Origin of the sequence: Rothia sp. HMSC064D08, from assembly GCF_001809525.1 — a bacterium.
In the GTDB taxonomy this organism is placed as follows: domain Bacteria; phylum Actinomycetota; class Actinomycetes; order Actinomycetales; family Micrococcaceae; genus Rothia; species Rothia dentocariosa.
The window spans coordinates 350,866-373,489 of record NZ_KV797900.1; the positions used below are offsets into that span (position 1 = coordinate 350,866).

General features: G+C 48.4%; 22 protein-coding genes and 1 tRNA gene. 17 read left to right on the forward strand and 6 right to left on the reverse strand.

The window, feature by feature from the left end; genetic code table 11:
- Window positions 1–125: 125 nt before the first annotated feature.
- Window positions 126–359 (reverse strand): acetone carboxylase, encoded by a 234-nt coding sequence (locus HMPREF2625_RS11090; RefSeq protein ID WP_080513836.1) that lies wholly within the window; start codon window positions 357–359, stop codon window positions 126–128.
- A 50-nt stretch (window positions 360–409) separates the two neighbouring features.
- Window positions 410–901, reverse strand: coding sequence for a DUF3099 domain-containing protein (locus tag HMPREF2625_RS08300; protein WP_050749203.1), 492 nt, complete (start codon window positions 899–901; stop codon window positions 410–412).
- Between the two features lie 208 nt (window positions 902–1,109).
- Between HMPREF2625_RS08300 and HMPREF2625_RS08305 the strand changes: the two genes are divergently transcribed.
- The 6 genes from HMPREF2625_RS08305 to HMPREF2625_RS08330 all read left to right on the forward strand — a co-directional run bounded on the left by HMPREF2625_RS08305 (window position 1,110) and on the right by HMPREF2625_RS08330 (window position 6,162).
- Window positions 1,110–1,826: a beta-ketoacyl-ACP reductase gene (locus HMPREF2625_RS08305; protein WP_070523876.1), complete on the forward strand. Its 717-nt coding sequence runs from the start codon at window positions 1,110–1,112 to the stop codon at window positions 1,824–1,826.
- Between the two features lie 66 nt (window positions 1,827–1,892).
- On the forward strand, window positions 1,893–2,636 hold the full coding sequence (locus HMPREF2625_RS08310) for an SDR family oxidoreductase (RefSeq protein ID WP_070523879.1): 744 nt from the start codon (window positions 1,893–1,895) through the stop codon (window positions 2,634–2,636).
- 86 nt (window positions 2,637–2,722) lie between these two features.
- The gene (locus HMPREF2625_RS08315) at window positions 2,723–3,508 is read left to right on the forward strand and encodes an ABC transporter ATP-binding protein (RefSeq protein ID WP_070523882.1); all 786 of its coding nucleotides are present in this window, start codon (window positions 2,723–2,725) and stop codon (window positions 3,506–3,508) included.
- A gap of 62 nt (window positions 3,509–3,570) precedes the next feature.
- Window positions 3,571–4,443: a TrmH family RNA methyltransferase gene (locus HMPREF2625_RS08320; protein ID WP_013399049.1), complete on the forward strand. Its 873-nt coding sequence runs from the start codon at window positions 3,571–3,573 to the stop codon at window positions 4,441–4,443.
- Window positions 4,444–4,609: 166 nt separating this feature from the next.
- Window positions 4,610–4,867: a type B 50S ribosomal protein L31 gene (locus HMPREF2625_RS08325; protein WP_004004643.1), complete on the forward strand. Its 258-nt coding sequence runs from the start codon at window positions 4,610–4,612 to the stop codon at window positions 4,865–4,867.
- 161 nt (window positions 4,868–5,028) lie between these two features.
- A complete protein-coding gene (locus HMPREF2625_RS08330) occupies window positions 5,029–6,162 on the forward strand; it encodes an LCP family protein (RefSeq protein ID WP_004004644.1) in 1,134 nt (377 codons plus the stop codon).
- 104 nt (window positions 6,163–6,266) lie between these two features.
- Here HMPREF2625_RS08330 and HMPREF2625_RS08335 read toward each other — a convergent pair whose 3' ends face one another.
- A complete protein-coding gene (locus HMPREF2625_RS08335) occupies window positions 6,267–7,496 on the reverse strand; it encodes an HIRAN domain-containing protein (protein ID WP_070523885.1) in 1,230 nt (409 codons plus the stop codon).
- A 218-nt stretch (window positions 7,497–7,714) separates the two neighbouring features.
- On the reverse strand, window positions 7,715–10,387 hold the full coding sequence (pepN, locus tag HMPREF2625_RS08340) for an aminopeptidase N (protein ID WP_070523888.1): 2,673 nt from the start codon (window positions 10,385–10,387) through the stop codon (window positions 7,715–7,717).
- A gap of 203 nt (window positions 10,388–10,590) precedes the next feature.
- Here pepN and HMPREF2625_RS08345 point away from each other — a divergent pair.
- A tRNA-Leu gene (locus HMPREF2625_RS08345) sits at window positions 10,591–10,676 on the forward strand.
- A 135-nt stretch (window positions 10,677–10,811) separates the two neighbouring features.
- Here HMPREF2625_RS08345 and HMPREF2625_RS08350 read toward each other — a convergent pair.
- On the reverse strand, window positions 10,812–11,894 hold the full coding sequence (locus HMPREF2625_RS08350; protein WP_070523892.1) for a 2,3-butanediol dehydrogenase: 1,083 nt from the start codon (window positions 11,892–11,894) through the stop codon (window positions 10,812–10,814).
- A 576-nt stretch (window positions 11,895–12,470) separates the two neighbouring features.
- Between HMPREF2625_RS08350 and HMPREF2625_RS08355 the strand changes: the two genes are divergently transcribed.
- The 5 genes from HMPREF2625_RS08355 (at window position 12,471) to HMPREF2625_RS08375 (ending at window position 16,637) form a co-directional block, all read left to right on the forward strand.
- On the forward strand, window positions 12,471–13,430 hold the full coding sequence (locus HMPREF2625_RS08355) for an L-lactate dehydrogenase (protein WP_004004648.1): 960 nt from the start codon (window positions 12,471–12,473) through the stop codon (window positions 13,428–13,430).
- Window positions 13,431–13,551: 121 nt separating this feature from the next.
- Entirely contained in the window at window positions 13,552–13,827 is a 276-nt protein-coding gene (locus HMPREF2625_RS08360) for a hypothetical protein (RefSeq protein WP_004004649.1), read from the forward strand.
- An 84-nt stretch (window positions 13,828–13,911) separates the two neighbouring features.
- A complete protein-coding gene (recO, locus tag HMPREF2625_RS08365) occupies window positions 13,912–14,679 on the forward strand; it encodes a DNA repair protein RecO (protein WP_070523895.1) in 768 nt (255 codons plus the stop codon).
- Window positions 14,680–14,739: 60 nt separating this feature from the next.
- Entirely contained in the window at window positions 14,740–15,522 is a 783-nt protein-coding gene (locus HMPREF2625_RS08370) for an isoprenyl transferase (protein ID WP_070523899.1), read from the forward strand.
- Window positions 15,523–15,545: 23 nt separating this feature from the next.
- Entirely contained in the window at window positions 15,546–16,637 is a 1,092-nt protein-coding gene (locus tag HMPREF2625_RS08375; protein ID WP_013399057.1) for a quinone-dependent dihydroorotate dehydrogenase, read from the forward strand.
- 68 nt (window positions 16,638–16,705) lie between these two features.
- Here the strand turns inward: HMPREF2625_RS08375 and HMPREF2625_RS08380 are convergent, their stop codons facing one another.
- Window positions 16,706–17,329 carry a DUF3043 domain-containing protein gene (locus tag HMPREF2625_RS08380; RefSeq protein ID WP_004004653.1) on the reverse strand — a complete coding sequence of 208 codons (624 nt, stop codon included), beginning with the start codon at window positions 17,327–17,329 and terminating at the stop codon, window positions 16,706–16,708.
- Window positions 17,330–17,425: 96 nt separating this feature from the next.
- Here HMPREF2625_RS08380 and HMPREF2625_RS08385 point away from each other — a divergent pair, with 96 nt between their 5' ends.
- The 5 genes from HMPREF2625_RS08385 to HMPREF2625_RS08405 all read left to right on the forward strand — a co-directional run bounded on the left by HMPREF2625_RS08385 (window position 17,426) and on the right by HMPREF2625_RS08405 (window position 22,602).
- On the forward strand, window positions 17,426–18,832 hold the full coding sequence (locus tag HMPREF2625_RS08385) for a dipeptidase (RefSeq protein ID WP_070523902.1): 1,407 nt from the start codon (window positions 17,426–17,428) through the stop codon (window positions 18,830–18,832).
- Between the two features lie 186 nt (window positions 18,833–19,018).
- Window positions 19,019–19,372, forward strand: coding sequence for a HesB/IscA family protein (locus tag HMPREF2625_RS08390; protein ID WP_004004655.1), 354 nt, complete (start codon window positions 19,019–19,021; stop codon window positions 19,370–19,372).
- A gap of 218 nt (window positions 19,373–19,590) precedes the next feature.
- The gene (gene coxB / locus HMPREF2625_RS08395) at window positions 19,591–20,478 is read left to right on the forward strand and encodes an aa3-type cytochrome oxidase subunit II (protein WP_013399060.1); all 888 of its coding nucleotides are present in this window, start codon (window positions 19,591–19,593) and stop codon (window positions 20,476–20,478) included.
- 15 nt (window positions 20,479–20,493) lie between these two features.
- Complete coding sequence (ctaD, locus tag HMPREF2625_RS08400; RefSeq protein WP_004004657.1) at window positions 20,494–22,197, forward strand: aa3-type cytochrome oxidase subunit I; 1,704 nt, start codon at window positions 20,494–20,496, stop codon at window positions 22,195–22,197.
- Between the two features lie 3 nt (window positions 22,198–22,200).
- On the forward strand, window positions 22,201–22,602 hold the full coding sequence (locus HMPREF2625_RS08405; RefSeq protein WP_070523905.1) for a cytochrome c oxidase subunit 4: 402 nt from the start codon (window positions 22,201–22,203) through the stop codon (window positions 22,600–22,602).
- The last annotated feature ends 22 nt before the right edge of the window (window positions 22,603–22,624 follow it).

Below are 22,624 nucleotides of genomic sequence, written 5' to 3' on the forward strand. Positions count from 1 at the left end.
ATAGATGTGTATATAGAGATGGTGGTGTACCTGTATTACTTATGGTAGGGGAGAACGCTCGGACAATACAGTGATATGGCGCTTACATCCCTATCTAAACTATGGCTGAAATAGAGTTTATGAAGCTAGGACTTTTGGGGAAACGGTAGGGTCTGTTTCCAAAGCTCCCTCTCCCGTAAATAATTCTCAAGCCATTGAACGTGCTCATGACAAGCCAACCAGATCTTGCGGCGCTCAGGAGTATGAACCTTTGGGTTATTCCAGAGAATCTGGTATGTTGCCTCGTTGTGGCAGCCTTTACGTGAACAAATATCTAAGCTAGGGGATGAGCTCCCCGCTAAAGAGCCCAGAAGATCCACTGACACCTCCATCTTTATATTGCGCGTAACGGTATTTATGCCTGTTGAAACTATATTTCAGAAATATCTATGACATCGGTCCGATTATAAGGCGACGAAGAATCCGCATCTTGTGCGTAGCAATGAGAGTTCTCAGAGGCGTCGGACTCATTATCTGCAGTAGATGTATTCGACGCTGCTCCTGTTTCTAAAGCTCGCCGATGATGCTCAGGCAAATAGGCAGTAAATCCACTCGATTCCTGTTTTGACTCACCATTCGCAAGTACTACGGCCACCCAAGGCAACAGTACTGCACCTGCGACGCATATCCAGCGCAGGGTACCATCTGTAAATACAGCGCCTACAATACAAACTACACGAATCGCCATTTTGAGGATGTAGTCTCGAGCACGTTTATCTACACGCTCCGATAACGGAGCAGAAGCATTACTGATTTCGTATGTCACTAAAGAGTCTTCAAATCGTTCTGCGACATCAACTGTAGATAAGTAGTAACCATGGGCCGCGAGGTCTTCGGCTGTCCAGTGCTTTTCAGCAGTCATTGACACACCTCCCTCAGAATTACAGTAACGAACTCTCTATGATAGACGTTTTAGCTTCGATTCACACGGTGGTAATTACCTGTACTGATTAGTCTAAACCTTCTATTCCTTATGGTGTTAAGTGTTGCAAGAACAGATGCTCACCACATCATATAGATAACGGGCTAGAATAGGTATGACCAGTAACCCCAAATTTATAGGGAAAATAATGAGTGATAACACCCCCAAGACCGTTCTTGTTACCGGTGGTAATCGTGGTATCGGCTACAAGATCGCGCAGGAGTTTAAGGCATCAGGGCACAATGTTTGTGTGACCTACCGTAGCGGGGAAGCGCCCACAGAGTTCTTTGCTGTTAAAGCTGACGTCCGAGACACAGACAGCATTAATGAAGCTTTTAAAACTATTGAAGCGGAATACGGTCCTGTAGAAATCCTTGTGGCGAATGCGGGTATTACTCGTGACATGCTGCTTATGCGCATGAAGGAAACGGATTTCATGGATGTTATCGATACCAACCTCACTGGTTCTTTTCGTGTAGCACAGCGTGCGATCAAAGGTATGATCAAACTCAAACGAGGTCGTATTATCCTCGTCTCCTCTGTCGTAGGGCTATATGGTTCTCCAGGACAGGTTAACTACTCATCGTCTAAAGCGGCTCTTGTTGGTATGGCTCGTTCTATCACCCGTGAGCTCGGAGGTCGAAATATTACGGCAAATGTTGTAGCACCGGGATTTATTAACACCGATATGACCAATAGCCTGCCTGAGGAAACCAAAGAGAATTACCTGAAAACTATCCCGGCAGGACGTTTTGCCGACCCTGCTGAGGTAGCCCGGGTTATTCGCTGGTTAGCTTCGTCAGAGGCAGATTACATCTCAGGCGCCGTTATCCCTGTAGACGGCGGTCTAGGTATGGGACACTAGGTTCTTCCTATCACATGCTATAAACGTCTTACTTTCAGAAAGCACAGAACCAACAAAGGAAAATGTATGTCACAGCTCGCCGGTAAAACCATTATTATCACAGGGTCTTCACGAGGTGTAGGTGCAGATACTGCCCAAATCCTAGCGGCTCAAGGGGCAAACATCATAGTTAACTATCGCTCCAAAGCCCCTCGAGCCAATAAGGTCGTCAAAGCTATCGAAGAAGCTGGCGGACACGCGACCGCCGTACAAGCAGACGTAACTAAGTCTGAAGACCTCACAAACCTTGTGAATGTTGTTATCGAAACCTACGGCTCCTTGGACTATCTCATCTTGAATGCATCGGGCGGTATGGAAACTGGTATGGGTGAAGACTACGCAATGCGTCTCAACCGAGATGCACAGCTTAACCTTGCACGACTTGCAGCCGAAAAAATGCCCAACGGAGGACGCATCGTCTTCGTCACCAGTCACCAGGCACACTTTATCCGCGAAGTTGAAACCCTGGCAGAATACCAGTCGGTTGCAGAGTCCAAACGAGCAGGGGAAGATGCGCTCATCGCCGAAATACCTGCGCTCACTGAGAAAGGAATTTCACTTGTCGTCGTATCAGCTGACATGATTGAAGGGACTGTGACTGCAACTTTGCTTAACCGCCTGCATCCTGGGGCTCTCGAATATCGTCGAGAGGCAGCAGGTAGGCTCTACACTGTCAACGAGTTTGCCCACGAGGTAGCAGCCATGGTTACCGCAGATGTTCAGACTGGACACGTTGAGCTGGTCGGTGGAGCCCGCGGGTTCATCGACTAGAAGTACGTATAGAGCGAAGAAGTAGGACCCCAAAGGGTTTGCTCCTTCCCACATAGGTAGAGATCATATCGTAGAAGAGAATAACCATGAGCACTGTACTTAATCTTCAAAACGTGAGCGTCATGCGCGGCGGTCGCAATATTCTCGATAACGTTTCCTGGATTGTCAATGAAGGCGAACGTTGGGTTGTATTGGGTCCAAATGGTGCCGGAAAATCAACACTTTTATCGGTCGCAGCAGCGCGTTTGCACCCCACAGTCGGACAAGTAGAGATCTTAGACGAGACTCTTGGCTCTGTTGATGTCTTTGAGCTTCGCCCGCGCATCGGGTTGTCCTCGGGAGCAACCGCCGCCCAGATCCCTGACCGAGAGAAAGTTTCTGATGCTGTCATGACGGCCGCGTATGCTGTTTCAGGACGTTGGAAAGAGGAATACGACGCCCTTGACAGCGATCGCGCCCATGAGCTTCTTCAAGACTGGGGCGTAGATGCTTTGGCAGAGCGTCAATTCGGTTCACTTTCCGATGGCGAGCGCAAACGTGCTCTTATCGCACGCGCTCTCATGACCGACCCCGAACTCCTATTACTTGATGAACCTGGGGCCGGTATGGATATCGCTGGACGCGAAGATTTGGTAGAGAGGCTTACAACACTCGCCGTTGATCCTTACGCACCGGCTACTGTACTCATCACACACCATCTTGAAGAAATTCCTGCAGGCTTCACACACGCTCTCATGCTCCGCGACGGTCGTGTGGTAGCATCTGGACCTATCGTTCAGACCATCACAGAAAATAATCTTGCATTAACATATGCGATGGATCTAGCTTTAACAGCCACTTCTACAGGGCGCTACAGCGCTTTTAAACGCTAAGCTTTATCCTGCTCCCACCATACATACGTGGTGGGAGTAAGTTTTGACCCAGTAGTATCTTTATGAAGAAGAAACAATTATCACCCCAAGAACTGCAAGCGCGGGCAGAACGAGTGTACGCAATATCGTCTGTGGTGCCATTAGCTCAAGCGCCTGAACAAACACTTCGTTATTATACCCACCTAACTGATGTGAGATTACGTTCTGCCCTCGAACCTGACTGGGGTATTTATATTGCGGAGTCATCAAAAGTGGTACGGCGTGCTTTGCATGCAGGACACCGTCCCCTCTCATTCCTTATGAGCGAGAAATGGGCAGATGATCTTTCCGATGTACTGACGAAGTATAATAATATTCCTGCCTTTGTAGGATCGGAAGAAGAACTTGAACGAATAACTGGCTTTCATCTACATCGCGGAGCTTTAGCAGCAATGGCGCGCCCTGCTCCTCAAACCGTAGAAGATATTATTTACGGAGCTCACCGCGTCGCAATCTTAGAAGATATTGTTGACCACACGAATGTTGGGGCTATATTTCGTTCCGCAGCGGCGCTAGGCGTAGACGCAGTTTTAATTACTCCACGATGCGCTGACCCGCTGTATAGGCGCTCTATCCGCGTTTCTATGGGAACTGTATTTCAAGTACCTTGGGCCAGAATTACCCGCTGGCCAAAAGACCTGGAAATTCTACACGAGCACGGATTTGAAAGTGCCGCACTTGCACTAGATGAGGACTCTCTTACCTTGGGGCAACTTTCAGCACGCCAGGATAAGAAGTTAGCTTTAATCCTAGGAACAGAAGGACACGGACTCTCACCGCATACATTGGCGCAGACAAAACACACGGTTATGATTCCCATGACCCACGGCGTCGATTCTTTGAACGTGGCAGCTGCGTCAGCTGTTGCGTTTTGGGAAACGAGGCTGCGTTCGTAACAACAAGCCCTCTAAGAACCTAGCGTTACCTCTTTAAAGGTGGTATCCTTGGTGGTTGGCTGTGCATTTTAAGCCGGTCTATGGTGCGCTCTGCGTGCATCGTAAAACCTACTCCATCTATTTAGGGTTACTGGCAAAATCCAGTGACAGAAGAAGGTAATTAAGCATGAAGGCAGATATCCACCCGGAGTACCGTCCGGTACTATTCCGTGACCTTGCATCCGGTAAAGTTTTCTTGACTCGTTCCACGATGACTTCGGATAAAACCGAGAAGTGGGAAGACGGTAACGAATACCCCATCGTTGAGGTCGAGATCTCCTCTGAGTCGCATCCGTTCTACACCGGTAAGCAGCGTATCATGGACTCCGCAGGTCGCGTCGAACGCTTCAACGCACGTTTTGCAAACTTTGGTAAGAAAGCGTAAAACGTAGAATGCAATAAAGAACACACCCCGTAATATAGATTAAAAATCTGATACGGGGTGTGTTTTTATTTTCTACCGTTACAATGTGAAGGTAACTCACTTTGTAGCGGTATTCTTATGCGGGTTATGCCGTTATCACATCACTCGAAGGAAACAAACCCATGAGCGAAGCGCTCGCTGAAAAACCCCGTCGAAAGACTCTTAAACGGGTGCTAATTATTCTTGCTATCCTTATTCTTACTCTTATCATCGGAGTGGGGATTTACCTGTGGAGCATTGGGCATACCTGGGACTCCAAGACTCAAAAATTTGATTCCATTACGAATTCACAAGGAGATTTAGACTCTTTAAGAAAAAACCTGGGAGACCCGAATAATGATCCAAATATTGTGGGTCCCGATGGTAAAACGGCAGATTCTCTTGCTAATGACCTTGACAAGAATGGTAACGGAATTCTTGACTCCTTAGAGGGTGGTAAGACGCGTCAGGTCGTAAAAGGCGAAGGAACTAATATTCTTCTTCTTGGTAGCGATCAACGTTCAGGGCAAGAAGCTGCAACAGTTAGTGGGGCTCGGGCAGATACTATTATGCTGATGCACATTCCTAAAAACGGGGAAGGTGTTTATTTAGTTTCTATCATGCGTGATTCGTGGGTAAGCATCCCCGGGTATGGAAACGCGAAGGTGAATGCAGCTCTCAACTATGGAGGCATTAGCTTACAAATTGAGACCATTGAACAACTAATTGGTGTCAAGATTGACCATGTAGCAGAAATAGACTTTGATGGGTTTAAAGGGCTTACTAACGCTCTAGGTGGCGTTGATGTTCAAGTTCCTTTTGCTTTCCAAACAGGCGTTTGGAACTTTACACCGGGTACCATGCATATGGATGGCAGCACTGCTTTAGCGTTTGTGCGTGAGCGGTATTCTTTTGCATCGGGTGATTATCAGCGTGTACGTAATCAACGTGCATATTTACGTGGACTCTATACGACCATCCAAAAACAGGGGTTTTTGGGTAACATCACTAATTTTAAGAATATGGTGGATGCCTTTAGCGGCTACGTCAAGGTTGATAGTGGTTTAGGTTCTGGTGAGATTCTTCGAATTGCGGCACCTGTCATTAATGGTGGCTCGGCTGCTTTACATATGACGACGCTTCCTAACGCAGGCCCTGGCTGGTCTTATGATGGTCAGTCAATCATTATTATTAATCAGCCTGCTGTTGATTCGTTAACGGAGGCTTTGAAAGCTGATCGTATGCAGGATTTTATGAATACTTATGGGTCTGACTAGGTATGTCTATATACGGGTCTATAGACCCTGCAGATAAAATTTGGGGTAGTCAGCACAGTATCTGACGTACTGACTACCCCAAATTTTATCCGTATAACGCTCTATTAATGTTGCACGTGTGTTCTAGCTGGTATAGGAGTTACGGTAACAGTCTGGGATGCATGTTCTTCTGCAGCCAGTCTGAGTAACCGACGACCAAAATACAGAGCGACCGAGTAGAGAGCGCCACCCATAATTGCTATGAGGACTCCAAGAAGAACACGCCAAATTGCAATTGCTAAGCCAACTATAAGAAGGGTTATACCTATAATTTTGACGAGGGTAAGCAGGCGTGTGTGTTCTTCAGGAAGATCATCGAAAGATACAGGTTTAGCTGTTTTCTCTGGGATAACTTCGTGTGCCGTGATCGCCTCGCTGACTCCGTTTTTTCCTGCAACAGAGGTTATAAATCCGCGAATCTTCTGAGGAAGAATATGCTTCCCTTGAGTGTTTTCCGCTTCAGCTGGGACAAAAGCATCAGGAACCTCATACTTCTTGGCCTCAGGTAGGAGTTCAGGTACATCGTTGGGTAAATCTTTGTACCACTGTTCTGGGATATTCTCTGACCGCACCGCCTGAATAGTTAATGAAAGCTCGAGCCTATTACCACGTATCGTGCCCCAGACATTGGTGAGTTTGTCATGTTTCGCAGCATGTTCAATGACAGGAATAAACTGTTCTGATATTTGGGAGCTTAAACGTCCTACATGGGTATCCTCATGGAAAACTTCTACCGAACTGACCATATGCCCATCTGGGTTTTTAACCTGTTGTACTTCAAGTCTTAAAATTACCCGTCCTTCACCTGTCGGCGGCAAAATACTGTGAAGATATTCAGCGTGTCCACTCTCGTCAAGCACCTTGATTGAAGGACCTTGAGGAAGAATAGCTGCTCGCGCTGAGGCATGGTTGAGAGGAAACAGCAAGGTCGGTGACGACAGAAAGAGTTTTCCTACACTTTTAATGTGCGGTCCGCTATCAGCTCGTAGAGCAATAGCATTGAGTTGCAGCTGTGCTGTAGGAGAGAAACCGGAAGCAACAACGCGGGTAATCGCGTTCCAATAGTTTGCAGAATCGTCACGACTTAAACGTCCCACTTTATGATCCCCGACGTATACAGCAATGCTGTTTGCCTCGTAGGGGTTATCAGGTTCTGGAACAAGGCGAGCCTTGCCTTGCCAGGACTGTTCACGGTTGACATGGAGCTCTTGAAAGACTTGTAGAGTCTCAGCCTCATAGTAGTTGTCGGTGACAATTGTGAGGGTTCCACGGTCGCCGAGAGCATAATCGACCAAAGCAAACTCCTTAGGTGGTGATGAATATGTTCTAATTCTCTCACGTTTTTGGGAATAACTAGTACCCTACACGTAAAGTAACTTTTGGGTGACGTTTAAGGAATTGATGAATGTGGTCAAAATCTTGCTTCACGTTAATGAAATCTATAGACAGGCTACAGCCCGGTACAGCGGCGTGAAGAAGAGATACTGCACCAGGCTGTAATGCCTAGAAAGTGCTAGTCGGATAAAGAACTATTGAATTGCTGACCGATCATATTCCGATGCGCATTATCTTGTGCCTCCAAAATGAGCCGACGTAGTGCGGAGGGGGCTGATGGATTCTTGTGTAACCATTCTTGGGCTAGAGCAACTGAAGGATTATCGCTAACCCCGGTTCCTTCAGCGGATCCGTAATTGTAGAGCGAACGGGGGTATAAACCGCGAACTATACGAGTGGCCATACCAATGGAACGGGTGTCCCACATTGATAGGAGCGAATCGAAGAAAGGCTTATAGTAAGGAGTCCGCAGCTCAACATCCCCTCGCAAGAAACCATTTGCTGTTGAGGTCAAGGCGTCGTTGGATAATGAAGAGTCTTCCATGATGCGTTTATAAGCGGCTGCTTTGTGGTCGGCATCAGGAATAGCCGCTATCGCATATGCGTAGCCATTCTTTGAGATTGATGACGGATTATACTGTGCAGCTCGGTCTAAATCAGCAACAGTAACAAGGTTACGCCCCGCCAGGGTACCCAAAGCACTCCACCCAAGATTCTGATCGTAGGGGATACCAGTCGCATCGGCAATATCTCCCACAGTATCTTCAAAAGCCCCTCGGGCGATATCGCGGCAGAGATCTTCACCTTGAGTTGAGTAGGAAGAAATAGAGATAAGCCCCCGAAGCAATATGAGCTGCGTATCGGAGCCAGGTTTGGCGGCAGCGAGCGCTTTCGAGAAAGACTCATAGAGAGCATCATACAAAGGCTGTCGAGACTTGGGGGCACCAAAATTAGTAATAGCGTTTTGACTGTTCGACACCATACTTCCCAAAAGAGATGCACTGCTCTCACGGGATACGTTCCGTACTGCCGCGTCTACGAAAGTGGCAACGGGAAGTCGGGCATCGCGCACGCTTTCCCAGAGAGATCCCCAGATAAGACCGCGAGAAAGAGATGATTCAAGAGTGGATACTCCTGCAATTGCCGCTTGAAGACCATCCTCATCGGTGAGCATGATTTTTGCGTAGGTGTGGTCTTCTGCATTGAGCATAAGTAAGTCAGCTTCACCTACAGTCTTCTTATGCTCTTGGGGCAAAGAGACACGATACTCTGCGATAGGATCGGCAGGGTATTCAAGGGAGAGAGTGCCTGTTGAGACAAGTTTTTCTTCTTGAAGGATAAAAGTTTCAAGCTTTACCACATGCGGGCGACCGATACCGGCTGGCTGAATGTCGGGTAGCTGCTGAGTGAGGTACAAATCCTGGAGCTTACCATCTTCGCGGTAAACACGTCGAGTACCGAGGGTAGATAGACCAGAAGTCTGTAACCACGCTTGAGACCAGGTCTGCATATCGCGACCTGAAACCTCATTAAGTACATCAAGGAAGTCTTGAAGCGAGGTGTTCCCCCAAGCAAAACGTTTGAAATAGACGCGTGCCGCTTCGATAAAGGTATCAAAGCCTACATAGGAAACAAGCTGCTTCAAGGTGGAGGCACCCTTGGCGTAAGTTATGCCATCGAAATTTTGGGCTGCAGCTTCCAAATGAGGTATATCCGCGACAATGGGATGCGTCGTAGGAAGCTGATCTTGCAGATATGCCCAAGATTTACGGTGATTCGCGAATGTTACCCAAGCATCGTTAAAACCATTAGCTTCAATAGCACCTAGAGCACCCATGAAATCAGCAAATGACTCTTTAAGCCAGAGATCATCCCACCATTTCATAGTGACAAGATCTCCAAACCACATATGTGCCATCTCATGGCAGATAGTGTTTGCGCGACCTTCAAGATCATCTTCGGTAGCACCAGAGACAAAAATGAAATCCTCAGTGAATGTTACGAGACCGGGGTTCTCCATCGCGCCGATGTTATATTCGGGTACGAACGCCTGTTCGTACTTCGGGTAAGGGTAGGGATAGTCAAAGAGATCCTGAAAGAAATCTAAGCCGTTCTTAGTGACTCGGAAGATATTATTGTAGTCAAAATGGGGCTTTAGAGAATGGCGGCAGTACGCCACTAAAGGAATATCGCCGCTGTTAGTAATACTCTGGGGTTTATAGGTATCGGTGACTGTGAAGTATTCACCTGCTAACACTGCGGTAATGTAGGTAGAAATTCGCTCGGTAGGAGCAAAAACGCGCTTAACGATATTTGAGTCAGTCGGGTCGGACACCTCAGATTCTAGAACCCCGTTCGAGCTGACAACCCAATCTCGTGGGGCTGTGATTCGGAAATTAAAAACAGCCTTCAGATCGGGTTGCTCAAAGTTGGGGAATACACGACGGCAATCGGCGGGCTCATATTGGGTGTAAAGATATACACGCCCATCCGAAGGATCAATATAGCGGTGCAGACCTTCTCCCGATCGTGAATAGTATGAGCGCCCGTGAACAGTAAGTTCGTTTTCCTCGGCAAGCTCGGGCAGCATGATGCGTGAGCCATCAACAACCTTGTTGAGTTCAAGCTGCGTGCCATTAAGCCTAACAGAATCGATAGAGTGGTGAATATAATCAATGAAAGTCTGGGCACCAGACTTACGGGATTTAAACTTGACGGTTGTAACTGTAGGGTATGTCTCGAAATTTTCATCCTTGGCATGGGTTAAATCAAGGTGAACATGATATGAGTCTACGGTAATGAGCGCTGACCGTTCTGCAGCTTCTTCGCGTGAGAGGTTCTCGTTATTCATAGTTTCTATTCTAAACTCTCACATGCGGTACTTCAGGGACGTGACCCGAACACTGTACTGTATGTTACTAGAAAGGAACATGGGGAGTACTAAATGTTTAAAAGTGACGGATAACACGTTATATAGATTTGCCTGCTTGTACTTGCCAACCGTATAGTATTACTTGTTGCTTTGAGCAGGCAAAGCCCTCTCAAAGGTAACCTGCGCGGGTGGCGGAATAGGCAGACGCGCTAGCTTGAGGTGCTAGTCCTCGTATTAGAGGGTGGGGGTTCAAGTCCCCCCTCGCGCACATTATAAAGGGTCTCTGATAAACATCAGAGGCCCTTTTCTATTTCACTTTTCCGCAAATAATTGAGCGCCCTATACTCTGACAGACAGAATATAAGGCGCTCGCGACTTGCCTGTAAGGCTACAAGAAAGTTACCTAGGGCAAAAGCTGCGGATCGGTAGTGACGAGGATCTTTACGGCAGTCTCGTTGTGGTTAATCAATGTATCAAATCCCTTGTCAATGAGGTCTTCAAGAGGAATCCTGTCAGTAATGAACGGCTTGAGGTTAATCTTGCCTGACTCTACAAGCTTGATAGTTTCCGGGTGGCTGTTCACGTATGCAATGGTTCCTCGAATATCAAGCTCCTTAAGCACGACCTTCTGAACATCCAACGATGCTGGTTTACCCCAGATTGATACGATCACGGCTTTACCGGTAGGCTTGAGTGCATCCAGAATGAGGTCTAGTGCAGGCTGTACAGAGGTGCATTCAAAGGCTACGTCTACACCCTTATCATCGGTCAGCTTATGAATTTCTGCTAGGACATCAACCTCAGCAGGGGAGAAGGCATAGTCTGCAACTCCAGAATCCAATGCTTTCTGACGGCGTAGTGAGGACAGCTCAGAGATAATGACCTTAGCCCCCTTAGCTTTAAGTACGGCGGAGGTAAGCAGGCCAATGGGACCAGCACCAGTAACTAGCGCAAAGTCACCGTCTTTGATTTCTCCGGCGCGCTCAACTGCATGATAACCGACGCTCAAAGGCTCAATCAGTGCAGCTTCATCTAGCGGAAGGTCTTTAGAGATCTTGTGAACCCAACGGCGTTTTACAGATACCTTCTCTGATAGTCCGCCTCCACGACCAGCAAGACCAATAAAGTTCATGTTCTTAGAAAGATGATAGGTCTTTGAATCTGGGCCGACATCTACAGAGTCTGCAATAATGTATGGCTCAACCACAACATGATCTCCGACTTCAAGATCGGAAATGCCTTCGCCTAAAGCTTCTACGATGCCTGAGAATTCGTGACCAAGGGTTACAGGAGAATCTTCTCCTGAGATTGGATGCGGATGCCCATGTTTAGGGCAGAAAATAGGTCCATCAAGATACTCGTGCAAATCAGTGCCACAGATACCACACCATGCTACTTTGACCAACACTTCACCGGGTTGTACTTCGGGGGTGGGTATGTCCTCAATGCGAATGTCATTACGGTCGTAGAAACGAGCTGCCTTCATGGGATAGACTCCTTTACCTTTGAGGCTCTATATGATGCGCCTAGTGCTGAATACTCTGTTGTTATCACGCAAACCGACCTGTTACAGCACTAGGTTAGTTAAGCGCAGGCTCAATAGCCTACATCTATAACGCTACTCTTCCATGCCAATGTTTACTAGGAAACATAGAAAAAATACTTTATATGACATAAACGTGTAGTTTCAGCCCAAATATCGTATAAACCCACCAAAATTACCAAACTGTAGCCCACTACCAGACAAGGTACGAAAACTACTCATCAGTATTCTAGCTGTGAGTTCCTCTAGATGTGTTTGGGCTTGGGAGGTCCCCCCCCCAGAAATAGGGGTTAAATTATGTGATATTAATCAAAAAGTCATAAAGCCCTTATATGGCTTCTTGGGAGAAAAATATGGTCTTCTAGTAAAAACTCACATAAAAAATCGTGAAAAGAGCAACTAAACCAACATAAACCCCAAAGAACAAGGCATAATAGATAATGGGAACTTCAGAAGACGCTCCGTGCTTCTGCCCACATATCAGACAAATCAACAACCCCAAGACAGGGCGGCGACCCAATGAACAACGTAAAATCTACCACTAAACTCGGCATCATCGGCGCAGGCGGTGTCGGGTCTGCAACCGCATACGCAGCAACCCTACGTGGCTCTGCAAATGAAATCGTCCTTTACGACATTGACGGCAAACGAGCACACGCTGAAGCCCTCGATATCGCCCACGGTTCTATGTTCGCCCATGAAGCGCAGCTCACCGGCGGAGACGACCTCGAAATCCTGCGTGACTGCGACATGATTATCATTACCGCAGGTGCCCGCCAAGAGCCCGGGCAGCCCCGCCTCGAACTCGCAGGAGCAAACGTACGCATCCTCGAAAAATTACTGCCAAACCTCATGGAAATGTCACCCAACGCAATTTACATGCTGGTTACCAACCCCTGCGACGTACTCACTGTTGTCGCCCAGAAGATCACCGGGCTACCCTCACACCGAGTACTATCCTCTGGTACCGTACTCGATTCTTCTCGACTGCGCTGGCTCGTCGCCAGCAAAGCCGGAGTCTCCATCAAGAGCGTTCACGCAAATATCATTGGCGAACACGGGGACTCGGAGTTCCCTGTCTGGTCGGCAGCTAACATCGGCATGGTACCCCTCATTGACTGGGAATACAACGGCACCAAAGTATTTACTGAAGAAGTACGTGCAGAACTAGCGCACGAAGCGATGCGCGCAGCCTATAAAGTCATTGAAGGTAAAGGATCCACCAACTACGCCATCGGTGTTTCCGCGGCACGAATTGCAGAAGGCTTCCTCCGAGACCAGAACGCCGTACTGCCAATCTCCACCATTGCAGCAGGCGAACTCTACGGCTTCAAAGACGTAGCACTGTCCCTACCCTCCGTCGTAAACTACGAAGGCGTACAGCGAGTCCTCAGCGTTCCCATGAACGACGAAGAACACAATAAGCTACGCGCCTCCGCAGAAGCAATCCGCGCATCCCTGGAAACCCTAGGATTCTAAAGAACATTCCTAAAACACCCTTCTAAACGCGTGCCCAAACACACTGGGTACGCGTTTGTCATACCTTCACAATATGACGCTCTCCAACCACAATAGCCATAAAAGATAGTAGACTAGACACATGAGCACTGACCCCCGCACCGAACTCACTCGTCTACTCGACGCCCTCGAAACACACCTTGACGCCGTCGCCCACCGCACCCGCGAACACGACCCCGTAATCGACGAAGCCTATGTCGAAATTGCAAACGCTTTCGAAGCCTACGAAAACGCCCTCTTCGAAGTACATAACGAAGTAACACCCCTTAGCGTCTACGGAGATGACGACGAAAACTTCGACGAATTCCTCACCGACACCGACGACGAAGACGACGATATCGAATACGAAAAAAACTAACCACACAACCAAACCCTCAGGCCCCGCATCCTAGCCACCCGCCAGAATGCGGGGTTTCTCTTCACGCACCACAAACATAAAACCATGAGCACCCCAAAACACTTCCGAGACCACGCTCTCATCCTCCGCACCCAAAACCTAGGCGAAGCAGACCGCATCATCATCATGCTCACCCAAAACAACGGAGTCATCCACGCCGTTGCCAAATCAATCCGCAAACCAAACTCAAAATTCGGTGCTCGGCTAGAACCCTATATGCACACCGACATATCCCTCACCCGAGGCAAAACAAATCTCCACACCATATCCCAAACCGCAACCATACATGCCTATACAGCGACTCTCATGGGTAACTACAACGCCTACACCGCCGCAAACACCATCGCTGAAATCGCAGAGACACTCAACACCAACAGTACCCCTCACGACACCAACCCACACTACCACCTCACTCACGGGGCAATCGCCACACTAGCTCATAACAAACACACACCACAGCGCATCCTCACAAGCTATATCTTACGTGCCATGAAACTCGCAGGCTGGCTCATCTTCACTGACACCTGCACATACTGCAATCAACCCATCACCACTGGGTACCACCCAGCAGGTACACATGGCATAACAGGAACCCTCTGCAAAACTTGCGCCCACCAAAATGACACCCCTACAACACCCATAACACCCACCGAATATAACTATATACAAGCCCTCTATAAAGGGAACTGGGACACCATAGACAACGCTTCACCTCTCGCGGCACGCAAAATACTCAACCTCACCCTACACACCACTCAAAACTACCTCGAAACCCCCCTCAAGACCCTCACCTACCTCGAACTAGAAACCTAAAAACACCATCAAACACGGTAAAATACTGTAGTAACACACCATCAACCCGGAAAGAATCCCATGCCACAAAAACCACCGGCACACCCCTCCGGAACAACCCCACCCCCCATACCCAAAAAATTCATCCCTCAACACGTTGCCGTTGTCATGGATGGCAATGGACGCTGGGCCAACGAACGCGGACTCCCACGCAACGAAGGACATCGAGCAGGCGAAGCAGCCCTCCTCGACATCGTTGCAGGAGCCATAGAAATGGGCATACCCTATATCAGCGCCTATGCCTTCTCCACAGAAAACTGGAAACGCTCACCCAGCGAAGTATCCTTCATCATGCGTTTCTCCACCGAAGTCCTCAACCGGCAACTCGAAACCCTCAAATCCTGGGGAGTACGTATCCGCTGGGCAGGACGTCGCCCCAAACTCTGGAAAAACGTCATCTCACAACTCGAACAATGCGAACGCGAAACTATCAATAATACCACCTGCACCCTCACTATGTGCGTCAACTATGGAGGACGCGCAGAAATCGCAGACGCAGCTGCAACTATTGCACAAGACGTACAAGCAGGCATCCTCAAACCCTCCTCTATCACAGAAAAAACTTTCCAAAAATACCTCGACGAACCAGACCTACCAGACGTCGACCTTTTCCTCCGATCATCAGGCGAACAACGAATATCCAACTTCCTCCTCTGGCAAAGCGCCTACGCCGAATTCGTCTTCATGAACGTACTCTGGCCAGATGTAGACCGCCTAACCCTCTATAAAGCCGTCGAAGAATACGCCAGCCGCGACCGCCGCTACGGAGGCGCCACCGACAAAATCCCCAGCCCCAAAAGCTAACACCACACCACAAGGAGCAAACAATGCGACTATACCCAACCTTCTTCAAAATCTTCTTCGCAGGCATGGATCCCGAAAAAGCACACCACATCGGCTTCTGGGGAGTACAAACCCTTAAAAACCTAGGCATTACTCGCATCCTCAAAAGCTACCTACAACCCAATCCCAGCCTCCGCACCACAGCCATGGGACTCACCTTCCCTTCACCCTTCGGACTAGCCGCAGGCTTCGACAAAGGCGGGAAAGGTATCGCAGCCCTTGCAGGACTAGGATTCGGACACGTCGAAATCGGCACCATCACCGGACAAGCACAACCTGGTAACCCACAACCACGTTTATTCCGCCTCATCGAAGATAAAGCAGTCATTAATCGTATGGGATTCAACAACGACGGTGCCGCAGCCGCAGGACCCCGAGTCGCATCAGCTCGTGCCGATCTAGAAACCGAATACCGTCCCGAGAAGCGCCCCATTATCGGCGTCAACATCGGAAAAACAAAGATTGTAGAACTAGAAAACGCCATAGAAGACTACCTAATCTCAACACGTACCCTAGCCCCACAAGCAGACTACCTCGTCGTCAACGTAAGCTCCCCCAACACCCCAGGACTACGTACACTGCAATCCATCGCAACACTCCGCCCACTCCTACAAGCCGTACGAGAAGAAGCAAACCGAGTCTCACCCCACCGCCATGTGCCTCTCACCGTTAAAATTGCTCCAGACCTTGTAGACGAAGACATAACAGCTGTCGCTCGCCTAGCCCAAGAACTAAAGCTTGACGGGATCATCGCAACTAACACCACAATCGCACGCGAAGGCTTAGGACTCCACACCACCAAAGAAAAAATTAACGCTATAGGCGCAGGAGGACTCTCAGGAGAACCACTTAAAACCCGATCACTCGAAGTCCTACACCTCCTCAAGAAAGAAATAGGCAACAAACTAGCCCTCATCTCCGTCGGAGGAGTAACCAACGCCCAAGACGTACAAGAACGACTAGACGCAGGCGCAGACCTCGTCCAAGGATATACCGCCTTCCTCTACGAAGGCCCCTTATGGGCCGCCCACATCAACCGAGGACTCTACAAAATCCGTCGCTCGCGCCAAAAATAAACCTCACAAAAAGGGTGAGAAACCAAACACGGTTTCCCACCCCCCAGAAATCATTAAAGACACAGTATCTATTTTGGATACTCCCCATACTTAACAAGAGGATAAGGTCGCCGCATCCGGCGAATCATCATCACACGGTTGAATGCATACATACCACTACCACGCTGTACCTCGCCAAACTTAGCAATAACCATCTGTTTAAGCTTGCGCCACATCAACCAGTAATCAATAACCCACAACAGCATCAGAGCATACATGCCATACATAGTCCCGTAGTAGACAGGAGCAGCAGCTACGCCAAAACCGCTCACGACCCACGACGCAACAAGAAAAACAATGAGCAAAATAAGCATTATATCGCCCAGATTCCGGCGAGCATCAATATAGTCGCGAATGTACCGCCGCTGAGGCCCCTTATCCACTATCGGCAGATACTTCTCATCGCCAGTACGCATAGCCTCCCGTTGCCGTGCCCTAAGCTCAGCAGCAGCCTCACGATCAGCAGTCTTCGCCGCGCCACGATCAGCACCGACTATAGGCCTCCTTCGCGCCGCAACCTGCTCTTTACGAGACGGTGTAGGACGCCCTTTCTTCGGCGTGAACTTAGAGTTCTCAGGAACCTCATGCTGTTTCTCTTCTTCAGGCTCGACAGCAGCCTCCTGCGGAGCCTTACCTTTTTTACGACCAAACACCCTACTAGAATAACCAAAAATAATTGCCTACGCCGAATACCAAGACCAAAAATAAAAAGTATGCGCCACCCCTGTATAAAGCGTATTGTTAGACGCATGGCCTATTTTCCTCATAAATTCCCAGAACATGATGCGCTCACAGAGGCGCTTGAAGCCCATTTTGATGAATATCTCACTGAGCTGAAGGATCTAGTCTCTATCCCATCTATCGCGTGGGAAGCTTTTGATCTAGCTCAGGTCCAACGAAGCGCTGAAGCTGTGTACGAGCTTGCGAAACGGTCAGGTTTTCAAGAGGTAAAAATCCTTTCTGCGTCGTACCACGATGAAACGGGGGAGGCACATCAAGGTATGCCAGCGGTAATTGCCACTAAACCAGCTGTTTCAGGGTATCCCACAATCCTGTTATACGCTCACCATGATGTACAGCCTCCTGGCGATAACACGCAGTGGGAAACTGACCCGTTTACCGCAGTTCAGAAAGGCGCTCGCCTCTATGGCCGCGGTGCTGCAGACGATAAAGCAGGGGTTATCACCCATATGGCGGCTTTCCGTTTAGTATCGGAAGTATTAGGCAATGATTTCAATGTTGGCGTAAAGATCTTTATCGAAGGAGAAGAAGAAGCAGGGTCACCCTCTTTCCGCGAATTCCTAGATGCCTACCAGAAGGACCTAGCCGCTGATTATATTGTGGTAGCAGATTCTGCCAACTGGCGAGCTGGAGTTCCGGCATTAACTACCTCATTACGTGGCGTAGCTAGCGGGGATATTGAAGTTCGAACTGGTAATCACGCAGTGCACTCTGGTATCTTTGGAGGTCCTTTTCTAGACGCACATACGGTATTAGCCCGTTTGCTGGGTACTCTTCATGATGACGAAGGTGCAGTTGTTGTAGAAGGTCTGTACCGTGGTGAAGACCCTAAAGTCGAATACCCTGAACATAAATTCCGCGCAGATTCTGGAATCTTAGACCAGATGTCTCTAGCAGGATATGGATCAATTACATCTCGGCTCTGGCAGCAACCTGCACTTTCCGTTATAGGTATGGATATTCCGTCAATTGCCCATTCTTCAAATACCCTTGCTGTTACTTCGCGGGCACGTATTAGTGTCCGTTTGGCTCCTGGTGATTCTCCCGAGAATGCGCACAAAGTTCTGGCAGACCATATAAAGAAGCATGCACCTTATAACGCGCAAGTTAGCTATACTCCTGTCGACTCAGGGTTACCCTTTGCCACAGATGTTGAGCAGGATGGAGCTCAAATCACCTTGTCAGCAATGGCTCAAGCTTGGGGTATATCTCCTGTGCAGACAGGAATGGGAGGCTCAATACCTTTTATAGCGGATTTGAAGGAGAACTTCCCCGACGCCCAGATTCTAGTAACTGGTGTTGAAGACCCAGATACCCGGGCACATAGCGCCAACGAATCGCTGTATGTACCTGATTTTAAACGAGGAATTTTAGCGGAGGCACTGATATTGAGTGCTCTCAGCAGGAGTAAGTAGATTAGGAAAGGAAAGCAACTCAAGGAATATACCTCACACACTAAGTACAGAATTCTACAAAGTTGGTATTCTGGACGTAAGAGACCTTGATGCCTCTAGTGAACTTGTGAGTCCGCTGTTGTCGTGAAGAAGTAGGACAGCGTAATCTGACTTTACGAAGGGGAATATTGTCAGGAAAGGACAAACATGACTGAGACTGTAACTGAGCTACCAACACACGGGGTTAACCTTACTGAAGTTGCTCAGAATAAGGTACGTACTTTGCTCGAACAAGAAGGACGTACCGATTTGCGCCTCCGGATTGCTGTACAGCCCGGTGGCTGTTCCGGGCTAATCTATCAGCTCTACTTCGATGAGCGAGTACTTGATGGTGACGCAGTACGTGATTATGACGGTGTGCAGGTTATCGTAGATAAAATGAGTGCCCCATATCTAGATGGCTCAACTATTGATTTTGAAGACACGATTGAGAAACAAGGATTCTCAATTGATAATCCGAACGCGGCAGGGTCATGTGCCTGTGGCGACTCCTTCCATTAGGAGCATCAATATAACAGAACCCCTAAAAAACCAACTTTAGGGGTTCTGTTACGTTAAAATTCAGTAATTTTCCAGGAAACTCACAATTTCAGTGACAGAGTGTCACCGTAAGAGCAGAATTCGCGGTAAGCTCTAAGGGATAAGTTTTTTATAATTGCCTCAGGTTTACCTGTAGACCTGAGCACTAGCACACACTGCAAGAACAGGAAGGGCCGTCTGTGAGTTCGCAATATCGAACCGGCAGTCGTCGTAAGCGTGCAAGTCTTGTTGGCCTCGGGACTACAGCGACGCTGCTGATGACTGGTTGTTCAATGGATAGGGCAGCTGTAGGCTGGTTACCCACAAAAGCTGGGCATCCGGCTACTGATAATGCCGAGAACCTCATGCATCTCTGGGTAGGTACTTGGAGCGCAGCTCTTGTTGTCGGTCTTATTACTTGGGGTTTGATGCTATGGTGCATCATTGCTTACCGTAGGCGTAAGAACGAAAGTGGCTATCCTCGTCAGCTCAGCTATCACCTGCCTCTGGAAATTTTTTATACTTTCGTTCCAGTTGTCTTGATCGTCAGTATGTTTACGTTTTCAGACCGAGTCGAGCGTCAAGTAACTGGTCCTAAAACTGGCGCCGATCGACAGGTCACTGTTGAAGTATATGGCAAACAATGGGCCTGGGATTTCAACTACACAGATGAAAATGTGCATGTAACTGGTGTACAAGCTCACCTTGATGGCTCACCAGGTAAAGAAGCAGAACTTCCAACGCTTTATTTGCCCGTTAACTCAAATGTTGATGTAGTCCTCAAATCGCGTGATGTGATCCATTCGTTCTGGGTTCCGGCTTTCCTGGAGAAACGGGATACGATCCCTGGTATGACGAACCATATTCATATCACTACCAAAGAAATTGGTGATTATAAGGGTAAATGCGCTGAACTTTGCGGTGAGTACCACTCTGAGATGTTGTTTAATGTCAAGGTGGTCTCACAGGAAGACTACGACAACTACATCAATTCCCTTAAGCAAAATCCCGAGAATCAGGGTATCGCTGGGGACGAATACAACCGTAATCCCAACCAGAACGCGACTCCGCGTCCCGCTAACCAATAAAGGGGTGAAATAGACGTGACTACCCTCGAATATTCAACTGAGAGTGCAACGGCTGTTGCGCCGCGCGTGGTTCCTAAGTCCAAGGGACGCATCTTTGTCAATTGGATTACTTCCACGGACCACAAAACCATTGGGTACATGTACCTGATCTCTGCCTTCATCTTCTTCTGTATGGGCGGAACTATGGCTCTGCTGATGCGTATCGAGCTTTTTGAGCCCGGTATGCAGATCCTGCAGACGAAGGAGCAATTTAACCAGCTTTTTACGATGCACGGTACCCTTATGCTCCTCATGTTCGGCACCCCTTTGTTCACCGGTTTGGCGAACGTGCTTATCCCGCTCCAAATTGGTGCTCCCGATGTGGCATTCCCGCGCTTAAACGCATTGGCTTTCTGGTTCTTCCTTTTTGGGTCGCTAGTAGCGATTGCAGGTTTTATTACCCCGCAAGGTGCAGCCTCTTTCGGCTGGTTTGCATACGTCCCACTAAATAGCACTACTTATAGTCCGTCTGTCGGTGGTGATTTATGGGTCTTTGGTCTTGCTTTGCAGGGATTCGGCACAATTATGGGTGCGGTTAACTTCATTACTACAATTGTGGCAATGCGCGCTCCTGGCATGACTATGTGGCGTATGTCTGTGTTTACGTGGGCAACTCTGATTACTTCAATCTTGATTATTATGATCTTCCCGCCTCTGGCATCCGCTTTGTTTGCTCTAGGTATGGATCGCCGATTCGGAGGACATATTTTTGATCCGGAAAATGGGGGAGCGGTACTCTGGCAGCACTTGTTCTGGTTCTTCGGGCACCCTGAGGTGTATGTGCTTGCGCTACCTTTCTTCGGCGTGACTTCGGAGATTATCCCTGTATTCTCACGTAAACCCATTTTTGGTTACAAAGGTCTTGTTACAGCGACTATTGCTATTGCGGGTCTGTCTGTAACTGTGTGGGCGCACCATATGTACGTAACTGGAGCGATTATGCTTCCGTTCTTTTCGTTCATGACCATGATGATTGGTGTTCCAACCGGCGTGAAGTTTTTCAACTGGATTGGGACTATGTGGCAGGGGTCCATTACGTTTGAAACTCCGTTATTGTGGATCTATGGATTCTTAGTAACCTTCCTCTTTGGAGGTCTGACGGGTATTATCTTGGCTACTCCGCCTCTAGACTTCCATATCTCGGATACTTACTTCGTGGTTGCACACTTCCACTACGTGATTTTTGGAACCATTGTGTTTGGTATGTTTGGTGCATTCTACTTCTGGTGGCCAAAATTCACTGGCAAGATGCTCAACGAACGGATCGGTAAGATTCACTTCTGGCTGGTATTCTTCGGGTTCCACGCGACCTTCTTGATTCAGCACTGGGTTGGCGTTGATGGGATGCCTCGTCGATACGCTGACTATCTGCCCGAGGACGGTTTCACCTGGATGAACCAATTCTCAACTGTTGGATCCATGATTCTTGCCGTTTCAATGATTCCCTGGTTCTGGAATGTTTACATTACTGCTCGGTATGCTCCGAAAGTCGAGGTAGACGATCCCTGGGGATTCGGTGGATCTCTCGAATGGGCAACTTCTTGTCCTCCGCCCCGCCACAACTTTACTGCATTGCCTCGTATCCGTTCCGAACGCCCGGCTCTAGACCTACATCATCCCGAGCTTTCAACGAATCATGATGTTGCCGCTGCAGCTCTTGCAGCACAGAAGGGAGAGTAAGCCGTGAAAGTTCTCGGGAAGGTCTTCCTGTACCTTGGTATATTCTTTATTCCTGTTGGAATTATTTATGGGTTTATGACCAATTTTGATGAGTGGGCCGGGTTTCCCGCGCTCCTCGTGACGGCGCTTATGTGCTTCTTCTTGGCTTTCTTCCTCATGTTTACTGATAAGAAGCTAGGAAGCCAGCCCATGGATAACTACACGGGTGAAATCGCTGAGGGTGCTGGTGAGTATGGGTTCTACTCACCATGGTCTTGGTGGCCGTTTATGATCGGTTTAACGTGCATGATTGTTGTTCTTGGGGCAGCGATTGCCTGGTGGGTACTAATTCTTGCGTTGCCTATCGTAGCAGTCGCCGTTATCGGGTGGGTATATGAATACAACCGCGGTGATCACGCGCACTAATCATATACAGTAAAAGGTGGGG

Bases quoted from the DNA above. Each gene is read 5' to 3' on its own strand.
- HMPREF2625_RS08300 (WP_050749203.1), bottom strand. From the start codon at position 901: ATGACTGCTGAAAAGCACTGGACAGCCGAAGACCTCGCGGCCCATGGT.
- HMPREF2625_RS08305 (WP_070523876.1), top strand. From the start codon at position 1,110: ATGAGTGATAACACCCCCAAGACCGTTCTTGTTACCGGTGGTAATCGT.
- HMPREF2625_RS08310 (WP_070523879.1), top strand. From the start codon at position 1,893: ATGTCACAGCTCGCCGGTAAAACCATTATTATCACAGGGTCTTCACGA.
- HMPREF2625_RS08315 (WP_070523882.1), top strand. From the start codon at position 2,723: ATGAGCACTGTACTTAATCTTCAAAACGTGAGCGTCATGCGCGGCGGT.
- HMPREF2625_RS08320 (WP_013399049.1), top strand. From the start codon at position 3,571: ATGAAGAAGAAACAATTATCACCCCAAGAACTGCAAGCGCGGGCAGAA.
- HMPREF2625_RS08325 (WP_004004643.1), top strand. From the start codon at position 4,610: ATGAAGGCAGATATCCACCCGGAGTACCGTCCGGTACTATTCCGTGAC.
- HMPREF2625_RS08330 (WP_004004644.1), top strand. From the start codon at position 5,029: ATGAGCGAAGCGCTCGCTGAAAAACCCCGTCGAAAGACTCTTAAACGG.
- pepN (WP_070523888.1), bottom strand. From the start codon at position 10,387: ATGAATAACGAGAACCTCTCACGCGAAGAAGCTGCAGAACGGTCAGCG.
- HMPREF2625_RS08350 (WP_070523892.1), bottom strand. From the start codon at position 11,894: ATGAAGGCAGCTCGTTTCTACGACCGTAATGACATTCGCATTGAGGAC.
- HMPREF2625_RS08355 (WP_004004648.1), top strand. From the start codon at position 12,471: ATGAACAACGTAAAATCTACCACTAAACTCGGCATCATCGGCGCAGGC.
- HMPREF2625_RS08360 (WP_004004649.1), top strand. From the start codon at position 13,552: ATGAGCACTGACCCCCGCACCGAACTCACTCGTCTACTCGACGCCCTC.
- recO (WP_070523895.1), top strand. From the start codon at position 13,912: ATGAGCACCCCAAAACACTTCCGAGACCACGCTCTCATCCTCCGCACC.
- HMPREF2625_RS08370 (WP_070523899.1), top strand. From the start codon at position 14,740: ATGCCACAAAAACCACCGGCACACCCCTCCGGAACAACCCCACCCCCC.
- HMPREF2625_RS08375 (WP_013399057.1), top strand. From the start codon at position 15,546: ATGCGACTATACCCAACCTTCTTCAAAATCTTCTTCGCAGGCATGGAT.
- HMPREF2625_RS08385 (WP_070523902.1), top strand. From the start codon at position 17,426: ATGGCCTATTTTCCTCATAAATTCCCAGAACATGATGCGCTCACAGAG.
- HMPREF2625_RS08390 (WP_004004655.1), top strand. From the start codon at position 19,019: ATGACTGAGACTGTAACTGAGCTACCAACACACGGGGTTAACCTTACT.